Below are 24,338 nucleotides of genomic sequence, written 5' to 3' on the forward strand. Positions count from 1 at the left end.
CTAAACCGGGTGCGATAAGGGGCTAAATATGAGAATTGAACGGCGATATACTGCGGAAGGAAAATCCCCCTACGCAGATATTGAATTCTGTAATGCAACGAGCGAAATCCGTAACCCGGATGGCTCCGTTGTGTTTCGCCTCGAGAACATTCAGGTTCCAAAACAGTTCTCTCAGGTTGCCTCAGACATTCTTGCGCAAAAGTACTTTCGTAAGGCAGGCGTGCCTGCGAAGCTGAAGGCTGTTGAAGAGAACACTGTTCCTTCCTGGCTGTGGCGCAAGGCACCGGATGACAAAGCCCTTGCCAAGATGGCGAAGGACAAGCGCTTCGGTTCCGAGATCGACAGTCGTCAGGTCTTCGACCGTCTGGCGGGTACATGGACCTATTGGGGCTGGAAAGGCGGCTACTTCGACAGTGAAGCAGACGCACAGGCGTTTTATGACGAACTGCGCTATATGCTTGCCACCCAGAAGGTTGCACCAAACTCCCCTCAGTGGTTCAACACCGGCCTGCACTGGGCGTATGGCATTGATGGCCCAAGCCAGGGTCACCATTACGTTGACTTTGAAACCGGCGAACTGACCCGTTCTGCGACTGCCTACGAGCATCCGCAGCCACATGCCTGCTTCATTCAGTCCGTTGATGATGATCTGGTGAATGAGAACGGCATCATGGACCTGTGGGTTCGTGAAGCACGTCTGTTCAAATACGGCTCCGGCACCGGCACCAACTTCTCCTCCTTGCGTGCAAGCGGTGAGCGTCTGGCGGGCGGCGGCAAGTCCTCCGGCCTGATGAGCTTCCTGAAGATCGGCGACCGTGCAGCGGGCGCGATCAAGTCCGGTGGTACCACACGCCGTGCGGCGAAGATGGTTGTGGTCGACATCGACCATCCAGATATTGAAGAATTCGTGACCTGGAAGGTGCATGAGGAACAGAAAGTTGCGGCGATCGTAACCGGTTCCAAGATCTGTCAGAAGCACCTGCAGGCGGTGATGAAGGCTTGCGTCAACTGCGAAGGCAGCGGCGACGATTGCTTTGACCCGAAAAAGAACCCTGCCCTGAAGCGCGAAATGCGCGCTGCCAAGAAGGCCATGGTTCCTGACAACTACATCCAGCGTGTGGTTCAGTTCGCGCGTCAGGGTTACAAGACCATTGAATTCCCAACTTATAATACAGACTGGGATTCTGAAGCGTATTTGACCGTTTCCGGCCAGAACTCCAACAACTCCGTTCGTGTGACCGATGGCTTCCTGAAAGCTGTGACCGCAGACGGTGACTGGGATCTGACTGGCCGTATTGACGGTGAAACCAAGAAGACCATTAAAGCTGCCGAGCTTTGGGAACAGATTGGTTACGCTGCATGGGCGTCTGCTGATCCGGGCCTTCAGTACCACACCACAATCAATGAGTGGCACACCTGCCCGCAGGGCGGCGAGATCCGCGCATCCAACCCATGTTCTGAATACATGTTCCTGGATGACACCGCGTGTAACCTTGCATCCCTGAACCTCTTGCAGTTCCGCAAGGACGACCGCCAGTTCGATTTTGACAAGTTTGAGCATGCAACCCGCCTCTGGCAGATTGTGCTTGAGATCTCCGTCATGATGGCGCAGTTCCCATCCAAGCAGATTGCACAGCTATCTTACGAATACCGCACCACAGGTCTGGGCTACGCCAACATCGGCGGCCTGCTGATGACCTCCGGTATTGCTTATGACAGTGACGAAGGCCGTGCGCTTTGTGGTGCCATCACAGCGATCATGACCGGTGTGTGTTATGCCACATCTGCTGAAATGGCTGGTGAACTGGGCTCCTTCCCTCGCTATGAGGAAAACGCCAAGGACATGCTGCGGGTCATCCGCAACCACCGCCGTGCAGCTCACAGTGAGACAAAGGGTTACGAGAAGCTCAGCACCTTGCCCGTTCCACTGGATGCTACCAACTGTCCGCAGGACGTGCTTGTTGAACGTGCCCGTCTGGCATGGGACAAGGCGCTGGAGCTTGGCGAGAAGCACGGTTACCGCAACGCGCAGACCACTGTGATTGCACCAACCGGAACCATTGGTCTGGTGATGGACTGTGACACCACCGGTATTGAGCCTGACTTTGCGCTTGTGAAGTTCAAGAAGCTTGCTGGCGGCGGTTACTTCAAGATCATCAACCGCGCGGTTCCTGAAGCACTGCGTGCTCTGGGTTACTCTGAAGCAGAAATCGGCGAGATTGAAGCTTATGCCGTTGGTCATGGCTCCATCTCTCAGGCCCCTGCAATCAATGAAGCCAGCCTGCGGGCCAAAGGCTTTGATGATGCAGCGTTTGAAAAGCTTTCCGGTGCGCTTGGCTCAGCCTTCGACATCAAGTTTGTGTTCAACCGCTGGACCCTTGGTGACGAGCTATTGACCGGTAAACTGGGCGTTTCTACTGAGCAGCTGGAAGACATGGAGTTTGACCTTCTGACCCATATGGGCTTCAGCAAGGCAGATATTGAAGCGGCAAACACCCACGTTTGTGGTGCCATGACGCTGGAAGGTGCCCCGCACCTGAAGGAAGAGCATTACCCTGTATTTGACTGTGCGAACCCATGTGGCCGCATTGGTAAGCGCTTCCTGTCTGTTAACAGCCACATCCAGATGATGGCAGCGGCTCAGCCGTTCATCTCTGGTGCGATCTCCAAGACCATCAACATGGCAAACTCTGCCAGTGTTGAAGACTGTAAAGACGCTTACATGCTTTCCTGGAAGCTGGGCCTGAAGGCAAACGCGCTTTACCGTGATGGTTCCAAGCTGTCTCAGCCGCTCAATGCACAGCTTCTGGAAGATGAAGACGACGAGGCAGAAGACACCGTTGATGACATCATCGCACAGCCGCAGGCTGCGCGCGCTGAAGCCGTTGCTGAGCGTATTGTTGAGCGTGTTATTGAACGGGCTGTTCGCAACCGTGAGAAGCTGCCAAACCGCCGTAAGGGTTACACACAAAAGGCCTCCGTTGGTGGCCACAAAGTGTACCTGACCACTGGTGAATACGAGGATGGCCGTATCGGCGAAATCTTCATCGACATGCACAAAGAAGGCGCTGCCTTCCGCTCGTTGATGAATAACTTCGCAATCGCGATTTCTCTTGGCCTACAGTACGGCGTGCCTTTGGAAGAATATGTTGACGCATTCACCTTCACCCGTTTCGAGCCTGCTGGCATGGTGATGGGCAATGATGCAATCAAGAATGCAACTTCCATTCTTGACTACATTTTCCGTGAGTTGGCTGTGTCTTATCTAGGTCGCAACGATCTGGCACATGTTCCACCGGAAGCACTGGACAGTGCGACTTCGACCTCCCGCTCTTCTACTGAAGGTCAGGGTGAGGACGGTGGTCCTGCTATCGTGTCTCACGGCCTTGTACGTGGTCAGACCGAGAAGTTCCGTCTGGTTCCAGGTGGTGACCCGGCTGTTCAGCTGGCAGGTGCGATCTCAGCGCAGTCTGATGCGATTGCAACAGCCTTCCAGCGCGGTGGTGAAGCAACGGCAACAGCTGCTGTTGGCACTGCAACACCTGCAGCTCAGCCATCTGTTGCCAGTCAGGTCGCTCAGGCACGCATGAAGGGTTATGAAGGCGAAAGCTGCGCAGAGTGCGGTAACTTCACCATGGTGCGCAACGGCACCTGCCTGAAGTGCGACACCTGCGGCTCCACCAGCGGCTGCAGTTAATGCGCTAAGTCGGTTGTTGATTACCCCCTAGGGGTGCGCTTTTAGGGGGATTTTTGACCCTAGATACCCCAAATGATGGCTCTGAAGCATTTCAGAGCCATTATTGTTTTAATATTTTCATTTCAAGAAACATTGTTTAGCTGTGTGCGTCCGGCGAACCTGATAAAGCCATATAATCGCTTGACCTAGTTTGTGTAACATCGCCTAATGGTTGTCTTCTTGTACCATTGTGTTACCCGCCGCGAAAAATGGCGAGCAAGGTGCAGAAGGGTCATCCGACATAAAAGGGGGGTGCATGCAAGCGGATAAGAAAGCATGTCTTGTCATCGGTGCAGGCGATGATACGGGTGCAGCGATTGGACGGGCCTTTGCGCGCGAACACATGGTTTCGTGTCTGGTTCGGAGGCCTCGACACGCTGGCGCACTCGAAGCTCTGGCCAAATCAATCCGGGATGAAGGCTACCAAGCTGTTGCCCTCCCCGCTGATGCGCGCGAAGAAAATGATATGACGGCACTCGTCGAGAAGATCGAAACAGAGATCGCTCCGATTGAAGTAGCAGTGTTTAACATTGGCGCAAACGTCCGGTTTCCAATAACCCAGACAACGAGCCGCGTCTATCGGAAGGTTTGGGAGATGGGCTGCTTTGCCGGTTTCCTAATGGGGCGCGAAGTGGCGAAGGTCATGCTTAAGCGTGGTCATGGAACTATCATCTTTACAGGTGCAACAGCGAGTGTTCGCGGGCGCGAGTCAAGTGCCGCCTTCGCTGGCGCAAAGCATAGCCTACGTGCTCTTGCTCAATCTATGGCGCGTGAGCTTGGTCCAAAGAACATTCATGTAGCACACACCATTATCGATGGTGCAATCGATTCAAACTTCATTCGTGAAAATGTACCTAACGTGGAAGCGTTTCGCGAGGATGATGCAATCCTCAACCCCGATCACATCGCCCAAAACTACGTCATGCTACACAAGCAGCCGCGTACGGCCTGGACGCATGAACTTGACCTGCGCCCTTGGAAAGAGACTTGGTAGGAAATAGATTAGATGAAGAAGACCATAGATTTCATTTTTGACTTCGCCAGCCCTAATGCCTATTTTTCATACAAGGTCCTTCCGGCGATCCTTGAACGCACCAGCACAAACCTGAACATCATTCCCTGCCTTTTGGGCGGCATATTCAAGGCCACGGGCAACAGATCTCCCATGATAGCGTTCGGCGGGGTCAAAGGAAAACTGGATTATGAGCGTGTTGAGATGGGACGTTTCATCAAAAAACATGGGCTTTCAGAGTTCAAATTCAACCCGAATTTCCCAGTGAACACCCTCCTCCTGATGCGGGGAGCAATAGCGGCAGAAATGGATGGCCGTCTGGCAGAATATGTCGAGGCCGGTATGAAACATATGTGGGAGGATGGGTTAAAGATGGACGACCCAAACGTCTTTGTCACAGCAATGACCGATGCCGGGTTGGATGGGGCACACTTGCTGGAACAGAGCCAAAACCCGGAAGTGAAGGCCAAACTGGTCTCGAACACCGAAGCCGCAGTTGATCGCGGCGCCTTTGGCGTGCCCACGTTTTATATTGGTGACGAGATGTTCTTCGGCAAAGATCGTCTTAATCAGGTCGAAGAAGAGCTATATTAGACTGGTCACGATTAGCCTGAAATCGAGCCTATTGCAGACATTTATAAGTGCAGGAACCTTCGCGTGTGCAGCAAGTCGTAAGTCGCCTTAAGCTGACATCCTCTTCTTCGCATTATCGTTCAGTTCGCAAAACCAAAATGTCTCGTTTTCTCTTTTTCTCAACCTGTCACGTCGGCAGCGAATTCCATAGCGAAGTCCAGTATTAATAAATTTCCATCTCTGGTGGAGGTCTTTGACTTTTTAAATTGCATTTTAAGAAACATTATTGCGCAAAGGTCGGACTAGTTTCTTTAGATCCCCAAAATTGAGAGAGAAGATACAACGATAGGCGCGAAACAAGCTCAAATAAGCCTTTAGCTGCCATATAGCGGCGCATAGGCATTCGCAGGTGCTGCGTATTGCAGTATGACCAAACCAGACATTCGTGCTTGGCATAGGCCTCACCTGTTGGAACGTATTTTTGCTTTCCCGAACCAGTTCAGCCTTCTGGCACAGCGCAAGCCTGATTACCAAAAACTGCGGTAGGGAAAACTGGAGGGTGCTTCTTACAGCACCTTTTTTGCCCCGGTTCAACATATCCTCATACGCTAGGCCGTTTGCTTAGACAGGCTGCTTGGTGCACTCGCTTTCCAAATCATCCTGAAAAGTCTCAATCAGCTTGTGTTTCAATATTTTTCCGGTTGAAGCTGCTGGCAAAGCCATGGTGAAAACAATTTGCGCAGGATGTTTATAGGGGGCTAGGCGGGACATCAGATGTTCCTTCAAGGCGAACTTGCTGATGCTCTCAAGGTCGGCCACCTGTGCGAAGGCAAGAACTTCTTCGTTTCCGCCTTCGAGCTTTCTGCCCACAACGGCAGCCTGTATGATTGCCGGATGGTCATTGAGCGCCGCCTCAACCTCTGGCGGGTAAATGTTAAAGCCACCAGAGATGATGAGCTCCTTGCATCGTCCCACAACTTCCAGATTACCGTCTTCGTCAAACCGTCCCAAATCGCCTGTATGCAAGAAACCATCTGCCCTGTGCACTTTTGCAGTCTCCGCTGGGTTTTTGTAGTACCCCTTCATCACGTGAGGTCCGCGGACAAGAATTTCGCCAACTCCCTCTTGCAAATCGTCCTGGTCAGGAGCAGAGACGACTTTTGCCTCTGTCCCATCAAGCGGTTTACCGGTGCTGATGTTCGGGTTGCCGATCTCAAAACTGGTCGTCGAAATGCCTGCAGTCGTCTCGGTCATACCATAGCCGTTCTGCACGGCTACGCCATAAAACGCCTCGGCACGACGCTTCCAAGCAGGATCCAGCGGTGCGGCACCTGACGAGACATAACGCAGCTGAGGCGCTTTGAGCTTATCGAGACCCTTTTCCCGCACAAACTCCATCAAAAGCGCATGCATCTGCGGAACCGCGGGCAAAACTGTTACGCCGCTCTTGAGTGCTTCATAGAGGCTTTCTGCCGTAAAGCGGGTTTGTAATTGTAAGCCTGCCCCAACCGATAATGAGGCAAGCAGCGCTGAGGCAAGCCCGAAAATGTGCGAAAAGGGCAGCGCGCAATAAACCAGGTCTTCCACCTTTAATGATCTCACCGTAGCTGAAGCATTTGCCGCGAAGAGCAAGTTTGCGTGGGTGATCATCACCCCCTTGGGGTCCCCTGTCGTACCGGTTGTATACATGAGCACAGCTACCTGCTCTGCCGCCGATGGACTGGTAGGCTCCACTTCGCAAGGCCGAGCGTCACTAATAGATACGGAGCCGAAACCTCCTGTCGCCGGATTTGCTCCAAGACGTGCCGCGTGTTGCACAGCGTTGAGGGAGACACCGTCTGTTGTCACAATCGTCCGCACGGCGGCATGTTTGGCAATTCGATCAAGTTCCAGGGCTGACATTCTGGCGTTTGAAGGGATTGCCCAAGCATCAAGGCGACTACAGGCAAACAGAAAGGCGATCATCTCTACCGAGTTTTCGCCGATTATCATCACTCGGTCCCCTGCCCTCACATCAAAGCGAACAAGCGCGGCTTGAGCCTGATCGACCGCCTGCATGAGCTCATGATAGGTCAGAGGGCGCCCATTAGGGTCGATCAGCGCAAGGCTTTGGGGAGTTATTTGAGAGCTTACCTGCAGCATTTCGTGGATGCGGTTCATCAAATATCTCCCCTTTGTGAGCGCCGCACCTTATTTGACTGAATTTGCAGCGTTTGGCTCCATTTGAAAAACAAACACTGACCGAGGCATCTGTCAATAATTGTAAAGGCCAAACACTCCACAATTCAAAAGCCAGCTTTGTGAAGTTCATTCAATGACGGCGCACACCAACTTATTTCTTAGTTGCTACGCAGCATTCATGAAGATCCCAAGTTCATTGGCCAGCCCAAACTGCATACTCTATGACTTCGCGGGGAAAGAAAAGCCTTTAAGGCGGACAAATGAGTTCGGGGCCTTTTTCGGAGCGACGTCACCAAAATCAATCAACTTAACAATGCCTGTCAAAGGTTGGGTGACGAGGACGAAGCTTCAATCAAAAACGATGCGCGGAAAGTAGAACGACACCACCCAGTTAGGCATATCGACAATTTCTGAAATACGGAGATCACCGCAGGTCGAGCAGAGCATGTAAGCGTCAACTGGATTTAGGTTATGCCTGCTACTCAACAAGTCGATCATATTCGAGACCGCTGCTTTCGCCCCAGCCATCAGGTCTTCTCCAATGCCGGTCGTTACATCATACCCTTTTGAATCGAGGTGACGTGTCACCGGACCCTGAGTGGTAAAGCGAGGCATCGTCAAAGGTGTTTGCTTGATCAGGTCCAGTTTAACCGTAACATCCATCTGACTTTCAATGGCCGTGCCGCATACCTCTCCGTCGCCTTGTGCCGCGTGCGTGTCTCCTATAGAGAACAACCCGCCCGCGACCTGAACCGGAAGATATAACTCTGAACCAACGGATAGATCCCGAATATCTAAGTTCCCCCCCACGGCACGAGGCGGCACCACAGAATGTAAGCCCGGCTCAGCAAGAGCAAGTCCGATCGTTCCCGCAAATGGTTTGAGAGGCACTGCCCCTTGCGCCCCAAATGCTGCCGGCGTCATGGTATGCGGATCGTAACTCCATAGGGTGAGAGCCGGGTCTTTGAACTGGTCGGCAAGCAGTCCAAAACCGGGAATATTAGCAGTCCATCCGAAACCCGAAGGCTTGAAGTGCTGAATGGTTACTTTGACGATGTCTCCCGGTTCGGCCCCATCAATGAAGATAGGGCCAGTAACTGGGTTGATGCGTTCAAAGTTTAACTGAGGAATATCCGCGGCGGTGCTATCTCTGGTTACCTGCCCTGCAGAACAGTCCATACAAATAAACTCAAGAGAACTTCCTGGAGCAACTCTCTCAACAGGTGCAATTGAATTGTCCCACCCAAAATGATGTTGGTGTCGGTGGATGGTATAATTTGGAGCATTACACATATTGGCCGCCTTTAATTAGCTTCGTTGAGATAGACGTAATCGTAGTAGACAGGGTCTCCAGATTTGCCGTCAAGACCCTCCAGTTTTACTGAGCGATTGGTGAAATGTTGCACATTGAATATTGGCACCCATAGGGCATCTTCCTGAAATGCCAAGAAGGTTTCGCGCCACCTCATTAACGCGTGTTCCCGCCTGAACAAGAGCCAAGATCAGGGGAGGTTTGGGCCGTTATATGGGGGTACCAACATAATCCGGAGGTGCAAAACACTTTCAGATACCTTGTAATTGCAGGTAGTTAGATAGTCCCAAGTGTACTGAACGGGTCTTTTTACAGTCGGTTGTTGATTACCCCCTGAGGGTGAACTTCTTGGCGGATTCTTGACCCTAAGTACCCCACATAATGGCTCTGAAACACTTCGAGAAACATTGCTGCGCAAAGGTCGGACTAGTTTCTTTAGATCCCGAAAATTGAAAGAGAAGATACAGCGATACGCGAGAAACAAGCTCTAATGAGCCCATTCGGGGCATTCCTATTCCCGTGTACCTTCACATTGCAGAATGTCAGGGATGCCCTCAGCGCTCGTTAGCATCTTCTTCGGGCACCAAACGAATTTTTGCACGTGGCGGCGGATTCGATACGTTTTGAGGAGGCCCCATTTACACTTTCTAAGCTGCGGCTGAAAGTACTTACCTTGCGTTCATAATGCGTTAGAATCCATTCAGGAAATTAGTAGGTAGAAGCAAACGACACGGCGGCGCTGCATAGAAGACAACAAGAAAGTGCTTGATGATGGTGTCAGACAACTTCAAACGCTGCGATGTCTTGGTAGCCGGTGGCCGCACCACCGGATTGATGCTGGCAATCCGCTTGCGGCGTCAGGGGCTCTCGGTACGGATTATAGACAGTTCTCCCGGCATCGATCCACATTCACGTGCGACGGTGTTACATTCGCGCTCGTTAGAGCTCATGGAAAATTTGGGCATCTCAAAAGAGATCGTCACCAATGGTCAGCAGCTTCGCGGAATGCGATTGTTTGAGGAAGGTCAACTTGTTCTGGAGACCGCAAATCCGCCTGTCGACTCACCATTTCCCTTTGCAACTGCATATTCCCAAAAGCGGATTGAGCACTTGCTTGAGAAAAAGCTAAGAGATTTGGGTGTCAACGTTGAACGCAGCACAAACCTGTTTGCCTTAGAGCAGGACGCCACCTCCGTTCGGGTGCGTCTCAGAGATCCAGATGGTAGTGAATGCCGAGCCGAAGCCTCCTGGTTGGTCGGGTGCGATGGTGCGCACAGTACCACTCGACATCTTCTTGGTATTGAGTTTCCAGGGTGGCAAAGCCGTTATCCCTACATTCTTGCCGACGTCATAATTGAAAACGACGATCCCGCGCATGCATATTTTTCTTTCTTGCATCGGGACGGACCCCTCTATTTTTTCATCTTGGATGCTGGGCGTCGCCAGGTCGTAGCAAGTTTGCCGCAAGCATACTCGGCAGATGGAACCCCGAGTTTGGCTGAAGTGCAGGCGCTGGTAGACAGGCGGTCTGGAGGCAACTATCGTTTGCGCGATGCCCGGTGGCTCAATTACTTTCGCATTGGGTATCGCCTTGCAGACCGTTTTCGACAGGGACGTGTTTTTCTTGCCGGTGATGCGGCCCATATCAACTCCCTTGTCGGTGGCCACGGCATGAACACAGGCATACAAGATGCCTGCAACTTAGCCTGGAAACTGGCGCTCGCCAGTAAAGGGTTGGTCTCAGACGCCCTCCTCGATAGTTATGAAGCCGAGAGACGGCCAGTTGCCGAAAAGATGATCGCAGGCACACGCGATTTGACCGAGCCCAATGACTCTTATCGCTTCATGACAAAGGCTCAGAAAGAAACCCTTATTAAGGGCTTTCAGATGAACCCTGACGATTTAATGAGCTTCTATCGCAACTTTGAAGAACTGGATCTCGATTATAGTGCCAGCCCGCTCAGCCGGGATGACAGCTCAGGCCTTTCCCGTCAGGTTAAGCCCGGTTCAGAAGCACGCAATGTGGAAGGATTGACATACGAAGGCCAGACCTGCGATCTCTTCTCACTGCTAGGAGGGCCAAATCACGCATTATTTTTATTCGCCGGAGAGTTAGGGGACGGCGACACTACGGCGCTTCTATCGAAGTGGACGAAGAGATTACCTTGGATTGAAAAGTATCTGGTTTCCATCGGTAAAGGCCGGAGGAACCTGCCAAAGGATTTCAGGCTGCTGTACGACCCGCAAGCACAATTCACCCAACGGTACGGCATGCTGGATGGCGGTCTCTATCTGATCCGTCCAGATGGTTATATCTCTTACCGCACGTCTAAAGCCAAAGGGGTGGGCAACTACCTGGCTGAGGTGATGCAGGCCTGTATAAGCCGCCCCCAATGAACTGGTCCGCGTTTATGATTAGGAAAACGCAGAATCAGACATGGGAAACAAGCGACCCAAACCAGAAAATTACGTGAGGTTGAAGTCCTGATTGAGCAAGGAATGCCGCGCATAGACGGGCAAAGGTCCTTGTTTTTTACTTGTCTGTAGTTTTGCCGTGTTGTCCAATCGCCGTCTTTGATGGCGACATTATTTGATCAAATCCACCCCGAAGAAATACACCAATGCTGGAACCGGCAATACTGCAAGCGTAATTGTAAGCACAATATAAAAGTTAGAAAACAAGCGGCTTAATCCTGATAGGAAAAGTATCCCTCCTCCTCCTCCTATCACACTATTTCCTGGAAGGTTCAACAGTAAAGCTATTAAGATATACCGTCTGCTTAGCACCCAGTTTCCTATCCAGCTCGGCGCACTCTCCTGCAATAAGAGCAGACGTTCTTGCGGCGCTAAACCCTGCATCGATTTAACGAATTCTGCGGTTCGTTGCAGTCCAAGAGACTTCAGCAAGGTATATTTTAGTCGAGAGGAAAACGCCAAACCAACGAAATAGCTCGTTAGCAGGCCCAGAATAGTTGCAAGGTACACAAACGGTGCCGCCGAACTACCTTGTGTCGTTAAAATGAGTATGCCTACTTCTGCACCTGGAAAAAAAGGTATCGCCAGCAATACTGCGTATAAGACCAGAAGCAGAAGAATAGTTGAGCCGAACACCATCCCCGCCTGCAGGGTCGGCTGCTCCACATAGACATCAAGCAGGCTGGAAACAAAATAGTTGATCAAAACAACTACCCCGATCAGCACTCCCCAGCGCAAAAGTAGACTTAAGTACCTTGCTCTTTTCGAACGTATTCCCTGAAGAAACTTACCAGCCACTATTGGTCATACCTTCACAAATCAGCACTAAATAACTCATGGGACCTCGCAGATAATCAGAGGATAGTGTCGCCGAAATAACACTAAAAGGCCATACACAGTCTCGAGAACAGATTAGACACGGTCCTCCTGACGTAGGCCAAGCGTAAAACGCGATATTGTCAATTCTGGTGTATCAGCGTTTTCTTAAGCAGCTTTATTCTCGGATTCAGGTTGTTCGATACCGTCTTTGAAATTGATCCCTGTGATGACTTTGCCAAGATCGGCAGAGCCGAGTAGTTTTCGCCAGCTTCCTTTCGGGCTCTGTTGCAAGTTTGAAGCACTGCCTGCATGATCCTTACGTTGCGGGGGAATTGCGATGTCAGAATTCAAGTAGCGTCAGTTCCAGGGAGAGATCATTCATTGGGCTGTGAGGTGGTATTGCAAATATGGCATCAGCTACCGTGATCTTGAGGAAATGCTGAATGAGCGTGGCGTCAAAGTTGACCTTTCTAAAGATCAAGGGAAAGTGGTTCTATCAATATCGCGCGGCGGATGACTAGGGCAGAACCATCGATTTTTCTGTCGCCAACCCGTAATTCCTCGCGGTTAAACGAGTTCTTGCCGAAACGCTAAATGGTTTTAAAGAGTGGGAAAAGCCTCGTATCACCAAAACTGACAAGGCTGCCACATATGGTGTTGTTATTGGTGAGTTGAAACGCGAGGGCAAATGCCCGCCAGACACCATTCACCGACAGATCAAGTATGTCAACAATGTGATCGAAGCCGATCACGGCAAGCTCATACGCGTCTTTAAACCAAATGCTTGGGTTCAAGTTGAGAGAGACGGCCTACACAACGCCGCCAAAGTATTGACGCAAAGGGAAGTCAAGTCATTATAGCTAAAAGTGGAGTAATACTTCAAAATATTGTCATTTTATTCTACGACAGTGCATCTTAAGGCTGAAGGCCGAAAAAATAATAAATAATAAATGGACTAGCAGATGGTATTTTCAGTGTTTCACGAAATGAAGAAACAGGGACCGCTTAACGCACTCTTTCTAAATTGTACGTTGAAGAATGGACCCGAAGTATCGAACACAGAAGCGCTTTGCAATCTTCTAATTGAAAGACTGAAAGCACACGAACCGAGCATTGAGACTGAGACCGTTCGTGTTGTCGATTACAACGTCAAACCGGGCGTCGCCAATGACGAAGGTGAAGGTGACGAGTGGCCACAGATCCTCGAAAAGATTAAGCGTTGCAATATTATAGTACCAGCGATGCCAATCTGGATGGGCGTTCGCTCTTCCGTTATACAACGCGTGATCGAACGGCTCGACGGCACCACCAAGACGGTCATGTGTGAAAAGACCGGACAGTTTCCACTTTATGGTTCGGTCGCTGGCTGCGTCGTCACCGGCAATGAAGACGGAAGTCACGACTGCATTGCCAACACCTTTGCGAACCTCCTTCATTTCGGTGTAACGGTGCCGCCTAATACTGATCTCTATTGGGTTGGCGATGCCGGGCCGGGTGCGAGCTATATCGAAGCAGGCGGCGAGCTTTCCCCCTACGTACGCCGAAATGCGGAACTGACAGCCATCAACTTGCTTTTCGCCGCAAAGCTTCTGCGGGACAACCCTTACCCGATCAATATCGCTGAGCACAATGCAAAGATGATGATGCAGAATAAGGTGAAGGCTGAGGCTATGAAACTCGCGATCCAGCACATGCGCGCCAATTTGCCTGATTGATAAGTACAGCGGCGCCAGACGTAGGCGCCATTTCCATACAAAAGGAAGTAATCAATGGGCCTTAGAGAACTCGTGGGCGGCCTTGGTGTGGCTGATGTCGTCGATGCGATGATGATGACATTTCAGCATCGAGCTCACCTTATCAAATTGGACAGCCCGGATCCAAACCGGCTCTATGGAATTCACGCCTGAATTGCGCCTCGAGAAGGGTTATTTGTGCCTTAACTCAAAAGATGCAACAGAGCCCAATGACTTCATGGGGAAGACGATACCCCTTCAGACTGGCAAAAGAGCTCGGTATTTTCCTAGGGATTTAATAAGTTAAAATCTGGCATCAAACAACTTAGCATTGCCCCTAGTGATCTGCTTGGCGGGCCCTCAGCCAGTGATCGAATGACCAGCGTCCGCTGCCGGCGATAAAGAGAAAGATAAGACTCAGCAACATCGTCATGTCCGCTCTGGCCTCGTGCTGCGCGCTCCAAAAACCATAGCGGTTCATTTCGGGTACGTTAAAAAGCCACCAATCGTGCCCTAGCAGGATTGGTAGCTTGGTGGACAGCAGTGCAACGCACATGGTGATAATCAGTGGGATGGTCGCCAAGCGTGTGAAGACCCCGAAGATGATCATCAAACCGCACAGGATTTCAACTACTCCCACAAAGGGGCCGAAAAACTCCGGAAAAGGAATACCGATTCCGGCAAAACGTCCGGCCCCGAGAATGTCGGCGAACAGCAGCTTCTGGAGCCCTTCTGGAAAGAAAACCGTCAGGCCAACTGCTAGGCGAATAAATATGATGGCACTAGCGCAAGCGGTTTCTTCGTACCTGCTGAGAAAAATAGGCTTCACTTTGTGTCCTTACCTGATTACGCGCAGCTCAAAAACTGGCTGCGGTTATTCATAAAAAAGACCGGCCTCCGCTGGAAAACAGACCATACAAACTCAATTGGCTCTGTCAAACCCCGATTAAGCCCTAACAAGGCGGTTGTATCGCAAACTTTTTCAGTCTTGCGCGACATGAGGAGCTGAGCAAGTCACACATCGATGAGTTTGACGACCGGCTCGCTGGGCACCGGCCAGAATGTCAAGTAATTCTCCACTTGGCGGCGCACCCAAATGCATCACCAAATACTCGAGCTGCCTCACCCTGTTCCTCGAAGATGGCCGAATTGAACTGGCCAGCAACAGTGTGGAGTGTACCATTCGTACGGTTGCCCTTAATTGCAAAAAATGATGTTCTCAGGGCGGCTTTGGTTACTTTGCGGGCCGGATACTGGCTTAAACGGTAATCCCGCAGGCTTGCTCGTGGGACTTTGTCATGGATTGAACGATGCCATCTATGAGAATGCCTTTTTCGAAGTCAATCAGGTTGGCTTCTTCGCTCTGCAGCCTTTTTAGGATTTCGCTCACCTCGATAACCTTCAGGTTATTAAAGCCAAGGCTCTAGCCCGGCGCTGGGATGAAGCGGTCATAGGGCGGGTGCGCGCGGCCAGCCAGAATGGTCTTGTAGCCTCGAGCTGCAGGACGACCCTAGGCCCTATAGATGTACAGTTCGTTCATGCGCTCCTGATCATATACGATGGAGCCTTTGGAGCCGAAGATCTGCAGGGTAATGCGGCGTTTAAGGCCCCATGCGGAGCGGCTGAGCTGAATTGTGCCATTCCGCCATTTGCAAGCTCGAACAGAACAGTTGCCATATCCTAGGTTTCGACCGGCATGTCATTGCCTTTGGCATCCTTCCAGGCCTGGTAGCTTTTGCTCATATGGCAGAGGACCTTGGTCAGAGGTTGTTTGTTATTTAGAACCAAGAAGCAAAATACTGTAGCACTCGAAAATGCTCAGCAGACAATACTCTCAGTTGGGCACCCTGGAAAAATCTCAAGCCCGGAGGTCCAAAAACGAAGAGCGCTCTATTGAAACTGGGGTTGTCATTTAATGCCCATAATTATGTACTAGCGAGGATCGTCCCTTAGGAGAGAATATAATAAGTCTTTGTGAGGGAAATAGTTTAGTTCAGGGAAATTCTGTTCCGCACTTGAGATTAGGAATAATTATAGACACCCCCCTGTAAGAACTCCCATATGAAGATAAGCTATAGGTCAATATAAGAACATGAAGATCTTGGTTACGGGAGGCGCTGGTTTCATTGGATCAGCCCTTATCCGACATATTTTGCATGAAACCGAACACGAAGTTCTCAATATTGACGCTCTTACTTACGCGGCAATGCCCGAAGCCTTGGAAGGTTGTGGTAGCTCTAAGAAGTATAGTTTTAGACAGATTGATATTCGTGATGCTATTGCTCTCGAAGAAGTGTTTGCACGTTATTCTCCAGATGCAGTAATGCATTTGGCTGCGGAAAGTCATGTTGACCGATCAATCGATAGCCCCGCTACCTTTATCGAGACTAATATCATTGGCACATTTAACCTTCTTCAGGCGTCACTTCGTCATTGGAAGTCACTGGCTCCTCGAAACAGGAAATCGTTTAGGTTCCATCACATATCAACTGACGAAGTCTACGGAACTCTAAAAATAGACGACCCGACATTTACCGAAACAACTGCCTATACGCCAAATTCACCGTATTCGGCTAGCAAAGCAAGTTCTGACCATCTTGTACGTGCTTGGTTCGAGACCTACGGCCTTCCGGCCTTGATTTCGAATTGTTCTAACAACTATGGTCATTGGCAGTTTCCAGAAAAGCTTATTCCGCTGACTATTATCAAGGCGATACAGGGTGCTACTATTCCCGTGTATGGTACGGGCGAAAACATTCGAGATTGGCTATTCGTTGAAGATCATGCTGACGCTTTACTCAATATTCTGGCAAAAGGTGTTGTTGGAGAGACCTACAACGTTGGCGGAAAGTCGGAAAAAACAAATATCGAAGTCGTAAGGCAAATCTGCAGTATTCTTGATAAGCACCATCCAAACGGTGCGCCTCATGAACGTCATGTCTCTTTTGTCTCTGATCGGCCCGGACACGATCTTCGTTATGGCGTAAATACCGATAAAATTGAGCGAGAACTCGGCTGGTCTCCGAAAGAAACGTTTGAAAGTGGCCTGGAGAAGACCGCCCTTTGGTACTTAAATAACCAGAGTTGGTGGCAAAAAAAGCCCAAAGGCAAACGTCTCGGCCTTGCGGAAAATATTCCCGGTGAGGTGATATAGCATGAGTATTGTTGTTGTTGGAGCAACTGGACAATTGGCACGCTCTTTAAATGATAGCTATGCTAGCGTTTCAGATAGTCCAGTATTTGTAGGCCGTGAACAGTTAGACGTCAGACATCTCGATGCTATTCCAATGTTACTCGATGAACTTCAACCTACAATACTTATAAACGCAACAGCCTATACAGCAGTAGACCTAGCAGAACGAGATCGTGAAGCTGCCTTTTTTGTAAATACGAAAGCGCCAGCGGGAATGGCACTTTGGTCCGCGCGTAATGATTGCAAATTCGTCCATATATCAACGGACTATGTATTCGATGGTGACCTAGGACGTCCTTATACAGAGCTTCATTGTGCTAAGCCGTTAAACCATTACGGACAAACAAAGCGAGATGGCGAGAAGGCTGTGCTTGATGTGAGCGGTAACAGTCTCATTTTTAGGACTTCTTGGTTACATAGCCCTTACGGGAAGAACTTTTTGACCACGATGCTTGATCTTGCAACAAAGCGAGATAGCCTCCGCATTGTTTCTGATCAGTTTGGCAATCCTACCTGTGCTTTAGATTTAGCCGATACCATTAAGGCAGCTGTGTCGCCGCTTAATGGCCCGGAACTAAGTGGCCTTTATCACGCCTCTTCTGTTGGCGGCACCAGCTGGAGCGGTTTCGCTGAGAGTATATTTTCTCTTGCGCTCCAATATAATCTATTGAAACGCGTCCCTGAGCTGGAGCCAATACCAAGCTCAGAATTTCCAACCCCTGCAGATAGAGCAAAGGACACTCGTCTGGCCTGTAGTCTACTGGCCGAAAAGGGATTGTCTTTGCCGGGATGGAAGCTTGGTGCTCAAAGAACAATTGCGACAATAGCCAAAAGAAAAAGAGAAGCGCAATGAAGGGAATAATTCTTGCTGGCGGGTCAGGAACACGCCTTCATCCGGTGACACTTGCAGTGTCAAAACAATTGTTGCCTGTCTACGACAAACCGATGATCTATTACCCGCTTTCGGTGTTAATGCTGGCTGGCATTCAAGAGGTCCTGATTATTTCGACACCTGTTGATTTACCAGGATTCAAACGTCTTTTGGGAGACGGTTCACAATGGGGAATCTCAATTTCTTACGCTGAACAACCTTCTCCTGACGGTATCGCCCAAGCATTCATTATCGGTAAAGACTTTATCGGCGGTGAACCCGTTGCATTGATACTTGGCGACAACATTTTTTATGGACACGGTTTGACTAAGCAATTGAAATTGGCAGCCACATTGAAGTCTGGCGCGACTGTTTTTGCCTATCAAGTTGCTAATCCTGAAAGATATGGCGTCGTATCCTTTGATAATGAAGGAATGGCGCTCAACATCGAAGAAAAACCACTGGTGCCCAAGTCTAACTACGCGGTTACCGGATTATATTTCTATGACAGTGATGTGGTCAAAGTTGCCTCAGAGATAGAGCCATCAGCGAGAGGCGAACTAGAGATTACCGACGTAAATCTGGAATATCTCAAGCGCGGCAAGCTTAGGGTGGAGAAAATGGGGCGTGGCTATGCATGGCTAGATACTGGGACACCTGAATCTCTTCTTCAAGCATCAAGCTTTGTGCAGACACTACAGGCTAGGCAGGGTGTTCAAATAGGTGATTTGGATGAGATCTCAGATCTTATGAATCTCAAATAAGAACAATTATATTAATAACAAAAGGTCTAGTCCAATGCTTCTTAGTGCATCATACAATTATTTTAATGGCGAAGAACATTTATTAGCGTCACTAAGGTCTATCGCAAATTCGGTTGAGCATGTTTCAATCGTATACCAAGCAACCTCTAATTCTGGTGAGCCTATTTCCGAAGAAGCGTTGGACGCACTATCAGATGCAATCGGAGAAAAATTGGTCAATGATGTAAGCTTATACGAACCCGACCTAACTTTACCAAGATCCGTGAATGAACGAAATAAGAGAAACTGGGGTCTAAAAATTGCTAAATTACGTAAATCAACTCATTTTATGACGATGGATGTAGATGAGTTTTATAGAGAGACTGAATTAATTTCTGCAAGAAGACTAATTGCAGAACACGGATACAATAGTACGAGCGCAGCTTCGTTCTTTCACCTAAAATCACCTCGCTATCGTTCAAAGTTACCTGATAGTACGAACGTATCGTTAATAACTAAGATTGAACCGTGGTCGAAATTTCGGCCAAAACAAAACTACTATATCCCGATGGTTGACCCCACGCGTAATCTAAAAACTCTTCTTAAGAAACACCATCACTTTTCTATTGATTGCGTTGCTATGTATCATATGAATCTAGTGCGACGAGATATTGATAGTAAATTTAGAAATACATCAACTACCGATAATAAGTTTCTCGATAGTTTGCGGAAAAATATCGATAATTGGAATTTTGGCACACCGTTCGAATTCCCCAATAAGGGGATGTATGAAATTGCGGAAGTAGAAAATGAATTTAATACTTTCGATAATTGACGTGGCTTAGGGTGTGAAATTTACTCCAGTTGCCGACGGCACTTGCATATAGAGTTCGAAAAGCAAACTCTGTTAAACCAAATGAAGAACAAAGTCATGAAGAAGCTAATTTTCATAGCAGGAAGTCCTCGATCAGGTACCACGGCACTGACAAGACTCATCGCTGCGAGCTATGACGTTCATCATGTAACAGCCAGAGAGTTAGGGACTAATATTGATTCCAAAGAGACATGGGAAAGTGGAATATTTGGGCGCATCACAAACGATGAAGCGATCGTCGATCGCTTCGAAAAAATTGATTGTATTCCGCCTTATCTATTAGAGAAAACACCAGACAATATCTTCCATATCAATCGTATTTTGAAGGTGTTTCCAGACTCCAAAATTATCATTCCAATTAGGTCAGGTGTTGACGTTGTAAAATCACTTCAAGTTGCAAAAGAAACTTTTTTAGAAGAAGAGCCGAATTTTAAAAAATCATGTCGACAATGGCGACAGTCAACAGAAATTATTGTGAAACTGCCTAAAGATAGTAGAATTTTATTGGTCGATTATGAACGGTTTATGGCCGATAAACATGGCACGGCTGAGAATATATTCAAGTTTCTTGGTATTTCAACACGGAACATCTCCGAATGTGTGAATGAGATGCAGAACAACGCGAAAGAGCGCGTAAAGGGTGTAGTTGGTCGTTCAATAACGGGCGGACAACAGTCATTTACAGTAAGGGAGGTACTTCTGTTTGTTCGGCTGTGCGGATTCCTTGAGTATCGAGTCTGGAAATTGCGCCGAAGTTTACGATGATGCAGTTCGCCAACACTATGAGATTTTAAAATACAGTCATGAAAATATTAATCTGTAATAGTAGTTTAGTGAACCTAGCTGGCTCGGAATTACATTGTCTTGAACTAGCAATCTATTATCAAGAGCAGGGACATGAGGTGTTGCTTGCATCTTTAGAGGTCGGCGGCGAGATTGCCGCAGAAATGCGATCAAAGCAATTAAGCTCAAAGCTTATCTCTGAACTGACAGAAAGTGATGAGTGGGACATAATTTGGACGCATCATATTAGCTGCTTTCATGCCGTCCATATAGAAAGAAAACTTAAGGCAAGGCATCACGTGCATGGTGTACTATCAGTCACAGAGCCTTTAGAAGCCCCCCCTATTCCGAAGGATTTGGCACCCGATTTTGAGAGTTTCCTAATTTTATGTAATAGCAAAATGACACTGGATTACGTTAAGGAGCTAATTCCTTCCACTATCGATACATGCGTCTTTTTTAATGTATGCCGAGAGCCATCTGGGCGAAAGGGTGTATTTTGTCATGATGAATGTAACCCAACGAATATAGCGATAGTTTCTAATCATGTTCCTTACGAGTTAAGAAAACTTGCGCAAAGGGCGAGGAGATTTGGAACAAGCGTTGATATCTTTGGTCTCCAATATGAACGCAAGCGGATAACTCAAGAGTTTTTGTCAATTTACGATGTCGTTATTTCAATTGGAAAAACAGTTCAGTATTGCATGGCAGAAGGCGTTCCAGTTTTTGTTTATGACCACTTTGGAGGGCCAGGTTGGTTGAGTAAGCAAAATCTTGAGCGCGCTGAATACTTCAATTTTAATGGCAAGTGCACGCGAAACAAGCGTTCTGCAAGACGTCTGTGGGCTCAAGTGCTTGATGGATATAGCAATTCATTGTCTGAGCTGGAACATTTTCAAAACCATGCAATGATCCAGTATGAAATTTCGTCTCAAATTAGGCAGAAGATCCCAAATTCAGGATACTTGAAAGCTCATCAATTAATTAGTGATGATGAGCAAGGTTCAAAAATTGCCAAGCACCTAGATTATCTAAGTAGAAATACGCGATGTAACAAAGTTAAGACGCGCCCTTTTCTGAGCAAATTAAGAAAAGAAATGAAGAAGATAAAAAGGTCCGTCGTTGGCTTCGAGCAGTAAGTACGGTTCACTATGAAGTGTGGCGTTAAATGACAGAGAAAACAGCATTATCTAAAGTAAAAAGAGAGATTTTTCGTATCGCCATTAGACAGCCGCGAAGCGTATATAAAAGACTAAATATTACAATTACAGATTCTTTTTATTCAAATTTTGAAGATCGACTTACAAAGATGCAATATGGTCAAATTGCCGCATCGGCAAAAGTCGCAGTTTATTTAGTTCACCAGCCCGATGGTATCCGCTCCCATTCTTATCATTCACTTCGTCACCTTATATCTCTTGGTTATGCTCCGGTAATCGTGATAAATGGTAGGCACTCGGAAGGGGAAGTGCAAAAACTACTATCTTACGGCTGGGTGGTCATTCAAAGACCTAATTATGGATATGATTTTGGCGGGTATAAGAGCGCCCTATCCTTCTTAAAGAATAAATCTGATCCCGAGTATCTACTACTAATTAACGACTCCATTGAATTTCCAACAACAAACCAAACATCTTTCATACCACGTATGGAAAACTCCAACTGTGATTTTGTCGGAATTGAGGAATATTCACATGTTGATATTCACTTCAGTGGGTCGGAAGATTACTTTCGAAAATTAATGGAGGGAAAGAACATTGATCAGTCCAACCGGCACATTTGTTCATATCTACTATTAATCAAAAGGCGATTATTACATGATCCGGTTTTTGTAAAATTTTGGGATGATTTTATTCCTAAATCAGATCGTATCTATGCGATTTCGAAGGGTGAAGTAGGCTTAACTCAAGCAATTATCAAGAATAATATCACCTTAGAGACCTTGGTTAATAGGAGTGAGTATTCGGATTACCTTAACGGGTTGGTAGATAATGAGTTGGTTGAGCTTTGCAGCATACTGAACACGCCTCCTCCAATTGCGGAATACCTAAAAATTAAATCTGGACAATATATCTCTGGGAATATCCCAAGAGAAGAATTAGAAAACTTAATTTTTCAGCTCCTTTTGCACTTCCATTCAGTACATCTTTTCCCAGATGGGCTGGAAAAGCACTTTTTCATTGGCATTAGAAAGAGAAAAACGTATACATTGCCCGATATATGAGCTCAAATTCAGATTAGGTTGTCCACTGCACTTAATCTCGGCAGCTTCCTATCCTTTTCAGAGAGTATCGGATCAGCTGCGCCTATTGGCCAGTCAATATTAACATCAGGATCGTTCCATTGAACGCCAGCATCGTGTTCTGGAGAATAGGGATTGTCGACTTTGTATTGGAATTCTGTGTTAGCTTCCAAAGTCAAAAATCCATGGAGAAAACCTTTTGGGATGAATAGCTGGTTTCCTTCCTCAGCAGAGAGTTCTACCCCAGCCCATTTTCCATATGTTGGAGATGACCTTCTGATATCGACCGCAACATCAAACACCCGCCCGCGTGACACCCTGACCAACTTGCTCTGCTCGAAAGGTGCCCGTTGGAAGTGAAGGCCTCGAAGTACACCTCGATCTCTGGAGTATGAATGGTTGTCTTGCACGAAGTTGATTGGCTTACCTATCAACTCGTCGAATTTCTTTTTTGAATAAGTTTCTGAAAAGAATCCCCGCTCATCGCCAAACCTGTCTGGCGTTAGAACAATCAACTCAGGAATCGATAGTCTTCTAATGTCCATTCTTTTCTCAATAGTTGTTATTTTTCCATAGTTTGAAATGTCCATTCAGGCGTCCCCAATTCCGGGCAGATCTTTCGTAATCGAACAGCAATAAAGCCAGTAGCAAGCGGCGAAGAGATCTGGCAGCTTCTTTCTTTAATGAGCGTTGAACTCCATACTTTCGAGAGACATAAAAACTCGAAATCTCGTTGTGGTAAGCTTTAAAGGCATTTAGGCGCCAGGATGCTTTTGTCGAGCCTCCCTTTAAGTGGATTGCCCGTACTGAGCGATCTACCATAAGAGTCCACCCAGCTTGCTTAATCCTCAACGATAAATCATCGTCCTCATAGAATAGAAAAATCTCTTGATCGAAACCATTTACAGCTTCAAATGCTTCCCGGCGGCATAGTAATACGGCACCGGAGAGGACCGCAACAGGACCCGCGCACTCTGGTGGTTTAGTCGAGATCGTGGACGGCACTAGCTGTGGTTGGGAGTGAAAATATTCTTCGCCGTTCGGATCATCAATCCTTGGCGAAATTGCTCCGCACTGAGGAAACTCCTCTAGCCGATCTAAAAGCGCCTTAAGAGCTGCAGGAGCTATTGTTGCATCAGGGTTGAGAAACAATATAAATGGGCTTTTTCCAGAATGTGCGCCAATATTGCAGGCAGTTCCAAAACCTAGATTCTTCTCTAAAATAATGACTTCAGCACCGTTTTCCTTTGCTATTTCGGTGCTTGCATCACTGCTGGCATTGTCGACGACAATTTTATTGGCCCACTTAGGAAGGCCCGTCAGGGCACCTGCCAATACATCTTGGCTATTATAACTAACAAGTACGATGTCTATGACGAAACGCTGTGCACTATCTTTGTCAAACTGCATATTCTACGGTTCCACTCATTGATTTCACATATTGGGTATCAAATGAGGCATAAGTTTATTCCGTCACACGCTCTATATTTGATATCAAAATATTTCTCGGTCCTTCTACGCCCAACTTTTGTCAACTCAGCTCGCAACTCATTATCGTTAATTAGGAATTACTTAGATAACACTAGATCATCGACACCCACAGTTTCGCGTGTCGACATTGCATCCCCGATCTACTTCTTTGAGCCACCAGTTTCTTTTGAAATTACAGCCGCACCACCAAAAAGTGCGACGATCAACATTCTCGGCGCTTCGGAGCAGGCCTTTGGCAGGCATAGGATTGCAGCATTCTCGGCAGGTGAGCTGGTGTTTGTGCCCACCTGGCTTTACAGA

The 24,338-nt window shown here is 48.1% G+C and carries 23 protein-coding genes and 1 pseudogene; 15 read left to right on the forward strand and 9 right to left on the reverse strand.

All coding sequences use genetic code 11. The annotated features are described in order from the left end of the window. Positions 1-28: 28 nt before the first annotated feature. From IE076_RS00165 to IE076_RS00175, 3 genes are all read left to right on the forward strand, one after another. Positions 29-3,697 carry a vitamin B12-dependent ribonucleotide reductase gene (locus IE076_RS00165; protein WP_189434251.1) on the forward strand — a complete coding sequence of 1,223 codons (3,669 nt, stop codon included), beginning with the start codon at positions 29-31 and terminating at the stop codon, positions 3,695-3,697. 295 nt (positions 3,698-3,992) lie between these two features. Beyond that, on the forward strand, positions 3,993-4,730 hold the full coding sequence (locus IE076_RS00170; protein WP_189434253.1) for an SDR family oxidoreductase: 738 nt from the start codon (positions 3,993-3,995) through the stop codon (positions 4,728-4,730). A gap of 12 nt (positions 4,731-4,742) precedes the next feature. Then, positions 4,743-5,342 (forward strand): 2-hydroxychromene-2-carboxylate isomerase, encoded by a 600-nt coding sequence (locus IE076_RS00175; RefSeq protein ID WP_189434254.1) that lies wholly within the window; start codon positions 4,743-4,745, stop codon positions 5,340-5,342. Between the two features lie 600 nt (positions 5,343-5,942). Here the strand turns inward: IE076_RS00175 and IE076_RS00180 are convergent. From IE076_RS00180 to IE076_RS00190, 3 genes are all read right to left on the reverse strand, one after another. Beyond that, positions 5,943-7,481: a class I adenylate-forming enzyme family protein gene (locus tag IE076_RS00180; RefSeq protein WP_189434256.1), complete on the reverse strand. Its 1,539-nt coding sequence runs from the start codon at positions 7,479-7,481 to the stop codon at positions 5,943-5,945. Between the two features lie 369 nt (positions 7,482-7,850). Next, entirely contained in the window at positions 7,851-8,795 is a 945-nt protein-coding gene (locus IE076_RS00185; protein ID WP_189434258.1) for an acetamidase/formamidase family protein, read from the reverse strand. An 11-nt stretch (positions 8,796-8,806) separates the two neighbouring features. Beyond that, positions 8,807-8,971 carry a hypothetical protein gene (locus tag IE076_RS00190; RefSeq protein ID WP_189434260.1) on the reverse strand — a complete coding sequence of 55 codons (165 nt, stop codon included), beginning with the start codon at positions 8,969-8,971 and terminating at the stop codon, positions 8,807-8,809. Between the two features lie 611 nt (positions 8,972-9,582). On the opposite strand from IE076_RS00190, the gene IE076_RS00195 reads away from it, so the two are divergent. After that, positions 9,583-11,211, forward strand: coding sequence for an FAD-dependent monooxygenase (locus tag IE076_RS00195; RefSeq protein ID WP_189434262.1), 1,629 nt, complete (start codon positions 9,583-9,585; stop codon positions 11,209-11,211). A 189-nt stretch (positions 11,212-11,400) separates the two neighbouring features. Here the strand turns inward: IE076_RS00195 and IE076_RS00200 are convergent, their stop codons facing one another. After that, on the reverse strand, positions 11,401-12,087 hold the full coding sequence (locus IE076_RS00200) for a hypothetical protein (protein WP_189434264.1): 687 nt from the start codon (positions 12,085-12,087) through the stop codon (positions 11,401-11,403). Between the two features lie 186 nt (positions 12,088-12,273). Beyond that, on the reverse strand, positions 12,274-12,459 hold the full coding sequence (locus IE076_RS00205) for a hypothetical protein (protein ID WP_189435642.1): 186 nt from the start codon (positions 12,457-12,459) through the stop codon (positions 12,274-12,276). 22 nt (positions 12,460-12,481) lie between these two features. Here IE076_RS00205 and IE076_RS00210 point away from each other — a divergent pair. The 3 genes and pseudogenes from IE076_RS00210 to IE076_RS00220 form a co-directional block, all read left to right on the forward strand. After that, a pseudogene (locus IE076_RS00210) lies at positions 12,482-12,927 on the forward strand (DDE-type integrase/transposase/recombinase); the annotation flags it as partial. 143 nt (positions 12,928-13,070) lie between these two features. Next, positions 13,071-13,823, forward strand: coding sequence for a flavodoxin family protein (locus IE076_RS00215; protein WP_189434266.1), 753 nt, complete (start codon positions 13,071-13,073; stop codon positions 13,821-13,823). A gap of 54 nt (positions 13,824-13,877) precedes the next feature. Continuing rightward, a complete protein-coding gene (locus IE076_RS00220) occupies positions 13,878-14,015 on the forward strand; it encodes a hypothetical protein (protein WP_209008734.1) in 138 nt (45 codons plus the stop codon). 163 nt (positions 14,016-14,178) lie between these two features. On the opposite strand, the gene IE076_RS00225 is transcribed toward IE076_RS00220, so the two are convergent. After that, positions 14,179-14,670 (reverse strand): DoxX family protein, encoded by a 492-nt coding sequence (locus IE076_RS00225; protein ID WP_189434268.1) that lies wholly within the window; start codon positions 14,668-14,670, stop codon positions 14,179-14,181. A 232-nt stretch (positions 14,671-14,902) separates the two neighbouring features. Between IE076_RS00225 and IE076_RS23050 the strand changes: the two genes are divergently transcribed. Further along, on the forward strand, positions 14,903-15,055 hold the full coding sequence (locus tag IE076_RS23050) for an IS66 family transposase (RefSeq protein ID WP_189434270.1): 153 nt from the start codon (positions 14,903-14,905) through the stop codon (positions 15,053-15,055). A gap of 44 nt (positions 15,056-15,099) precedes the next feature. Here the strand turns inward: IE076_RS23050 and IE076_RS22950 are convergent, their stop codons facing one another. Further along, entirely contained in the window at positions 15,100-15,231 is a 132-nt protein-coding gene (locus IE076_RS22950; RefSeq protein WP_280514280.1) for a hypothetical protein, read from the reverse strand. Positions 15,232-15,933: 702 nt separating this feature from the next. On the opposite strand from IE076_RS22950, the gene rfbB reads away from it, so the two are divergent. From rfbB to IE076_RS00265, 7 genes are all read left to right on the forward strand, one after another. Then, positions 15,934-16,995 (forward strand): dTDP-glucose 4,6-dehydratase, encoded by a 1,062-nt coding sequence (rfbB, locus tag IE076_RS00235; RefSeq protein ID WP_189434272.1) that lies wholly within the window; start codon positions 15,934-15,936, stop codon positions 16,993-16,995. A gap of 1 nt (position 16,996) precedes the next feature. After that, positions 16,997-17,887: a dTDP-4-dehydrorhamnose reductase gene (gene rfbD, locus IE076_RS00240; protein WP_189434274.1), complete on the forward strand. Its 891-nt coding sequence runs from the start codon at positions 16,997-16,999 to the stop codon at positions 17,885-17,887. Next, entirely contained in the window at positions 17,884-18,669 is a 786-nt protein-coding gene (gene rfbA / locus IE076_RS00245) for a glucose-1-phosphate thymidylyltransferase RfbA (RefSeq protein WP_189434275.1), read from the forward strand. Before rfbD ends, rfbA begins: the two co-directional genes overlap by 4 nt. A gap of 34 nt (positions 18,670-18,703) precedes the next feature. Then, a complete protein-coding gene (locus IE076_RS00250) occupies positions 18,704-19,483 on the forward strand; it encodes a hypothetical protein (RefSeq protein WP_189434276.1) in 780 nt (259 codons plus the stop codon). Between the two features lie 96 nt (positions 19,484-19,579). Beyond that, positions 19,580-20,287, forward strand: coding sequence for a sulfotransferase family protein (locus IE076_RS00255; RefSeq protein ID WP_189434277.1), 708 nt, complete (start codon positions 19,580-19,582; stop codon positions 20,285-20,287). A gap of 38 nt (positions 20,288-20,325) precedes the next feature. After that, on the forward strand, positions 20,326-21,444 hold the full coding sequence (locus IE076_RS00260) for a glycosyltransferase family 4 protein (protein WP_189434278.1): 1,119 nt from the start codon (positions 20,326-20,328) through the stop codon (positions 21,442-21,444). Between the two features lie 29 nt (positions 21,445-21,473). Beyond that, positions 21,474-22,529 carry a rhamnan synthesis F family protein gene (locus tag IE076_RS00265; protein WP_189434279.1) on the forward strand — a complete coding sequence of 352 codons (1,056 nt, stop codon included), beginning with the start codon at positions 21,474-21,476 and terminating at the stop codon, positions 22,527-22,529. Between the two features lie 8 nt (positions 22,530-22,537). Here IE076_RS00265 and rfbC read toward each other — a convergent pair whose 3' ends face one another. Both rfbC and IE076_RS00275 read right to left on the reverse strand, forming a co-directional pair. Beyond that, on the reverse strand, positions 22,538-23,137 hold the full coding sequence (gene rfbC, locus IE076_RS00270; protein WP_308936429.1) for a dTDP-4-dehydrorhamnose 3,5-epimerase: 600 nt from the start codon (positions 23,135-23,137) through the stop codon (positions 22,538-22,540). Next, positions 23,100-23,957: a glycosyltransferase family 2 protein gene (locus IE076_RS00275; protein ID WP_189434281.1), complete on the reverse strand. Its 858-nt coding sequence runs from the start codon at positions 23,955-23,957 to the stop codon at positions 23,100-23,102. Before IE076_RS00275 ends, rfbC begins: the two co-directional genes overlap by 38 nt. Between the last annotated feature and the right edge of the window lie 381 nt (positions 23,958-24,338).

The organism is Pseudovibrio japonicus (assembly GCF_014651595.1).
GTDB lineage: Bacteria > Pseudomonadota > Alphaproteobacteria > Rhizobiales > Stappiaceae > Pseudovibrio > Pseudovibrio japonicus.

Bases quoted from the DNA above. Each gene is read 5' to 3' on its own strand.
- IE076_RS00165 (WP_189434251.1), top strand. From the start codon at position 29: ATGAGAATTGAACGGCGATATACTGCGGAAGGAAAATCCCCCTACGCA.
- IE076_RS00170 (WP_189434253.1), top strand. From the start codon at position 3,993: ATGCAAGCGGATAAGAAAGCATGTCTTGTCATCGGTGCAGGCGATGAT.
- IE076_RS00175 (WP_189434254.1), top strand. From the start codon at position 4,743: ATGAAGAAGACCATAGATTTCATTTTTGACTTCGCCAGCCCTAATGCC.
- IE076_RS00180 (WP_189434256.1), bottom strand. From the start codon at position 7,481: ATGAACCGCATCCACGAAATGCTGCAGGTAAGCTCTCAAATAACTCCC.
- IE076_RS00185 (WP_189434258.1), bottom strand. From the start codon at position 8,795: ATGTGTAATGCTCCAAATTATACCATCCACCGACACCAACATCATTTT.
- IE076_RS00190 (WP_189434260.1), bottom strand. From the start codon at position 8,971: ATGAGGTGGCGCGAAACCTTCTTGGCATTTCAGGAAGATGCCCTATGG.
- IE076_RS00195 (WP_189434262.1), top strand. From the start codon at position 9,583: ATGATGGTGTCAGACAACTTCAAACGCTGCGATGTCTTGGTAGCCGGT.
- IE076_RS00215 (WP_189434266.1), top strand. From the start codon at position 13,071: ATGGTATTTTCAGTGTTTCACGAAATGAAGAAACAGGGACCGCTTAAC.
- IE076_RS00220 (WP_209008734.1), top strand. From the start codon at position 13,878: ATGGGCCTTAGAGAACTCGTGGGCGGCCTTGGTGTGGCTGATGTCGTC.
- IE076_RS23050 (WP_189434270.1), top strand. From the start codon at position 14,903: ATGTCAAGTAATTCTCCACTTGGCGGCGCACCCAAATGCATCACCAAA.
- rfbB (WP_189434272.1), top strand. From the start codon at position 15,934: ATGAAGATCTTGGTTACGGGAGGCGCTGGTTTCATTGGATCAGCCCTT.
- rfbD (WP_189434274.1), top strand. From the start codon at position 16,997: ATGAGTATTGTTGTTGTTGGAGCAACTGGACAATTGGCACGCTCTTTA.
- rfbA (WP_189434275.1), top strand. From the start codon at position 17,884: ATGAAGGGAATAATTCTTGCTGGCGGGTCAGGAACACGCCTTCATCCG.
- IE076_RS00250 (WP_189434276.1), top strand. From the start codon at position 18,704: ATGCTTCTTAGTGCATCATACAATTATTTTAATGGCGAAGAACATTTA.
- IE076_RS00255 (WP_189434277.1), top strand. From the start codon at position 19,580: ATGAAGAAGCTAATTTTCATAGCAGGAAGTCCTCGATCAGGTACCACG.
- IE076_RS00260 (WP_189434278.1), top strand. From the start codon at position 20,326: ATGAAAATATTAATCTGTAATAGTAGTTTAGTGAACCTAGCTGGCTCG.
- IE076_RS00265 (WP_189434279.1), top strand. From the start codon at position 21,474: ATGACAGAGAAAACAGCATTATCTAAAGTAAAAAGAGAGATTTTTCGT.
- rfbC (WP_308936429.1), bottom strand. From the start codon at position 23,137: ATGGACATTTCAAACTATGGAAAAATAACAACTATTGAGAAAAGAATG.
- IE076_RS00275 (WP_189434281.1), bottom strand. From the start codon at position 23,957: ATGCAGTTTGACAAAGATAGTGCACAGCGTTTCGTCATAGACATCGTA.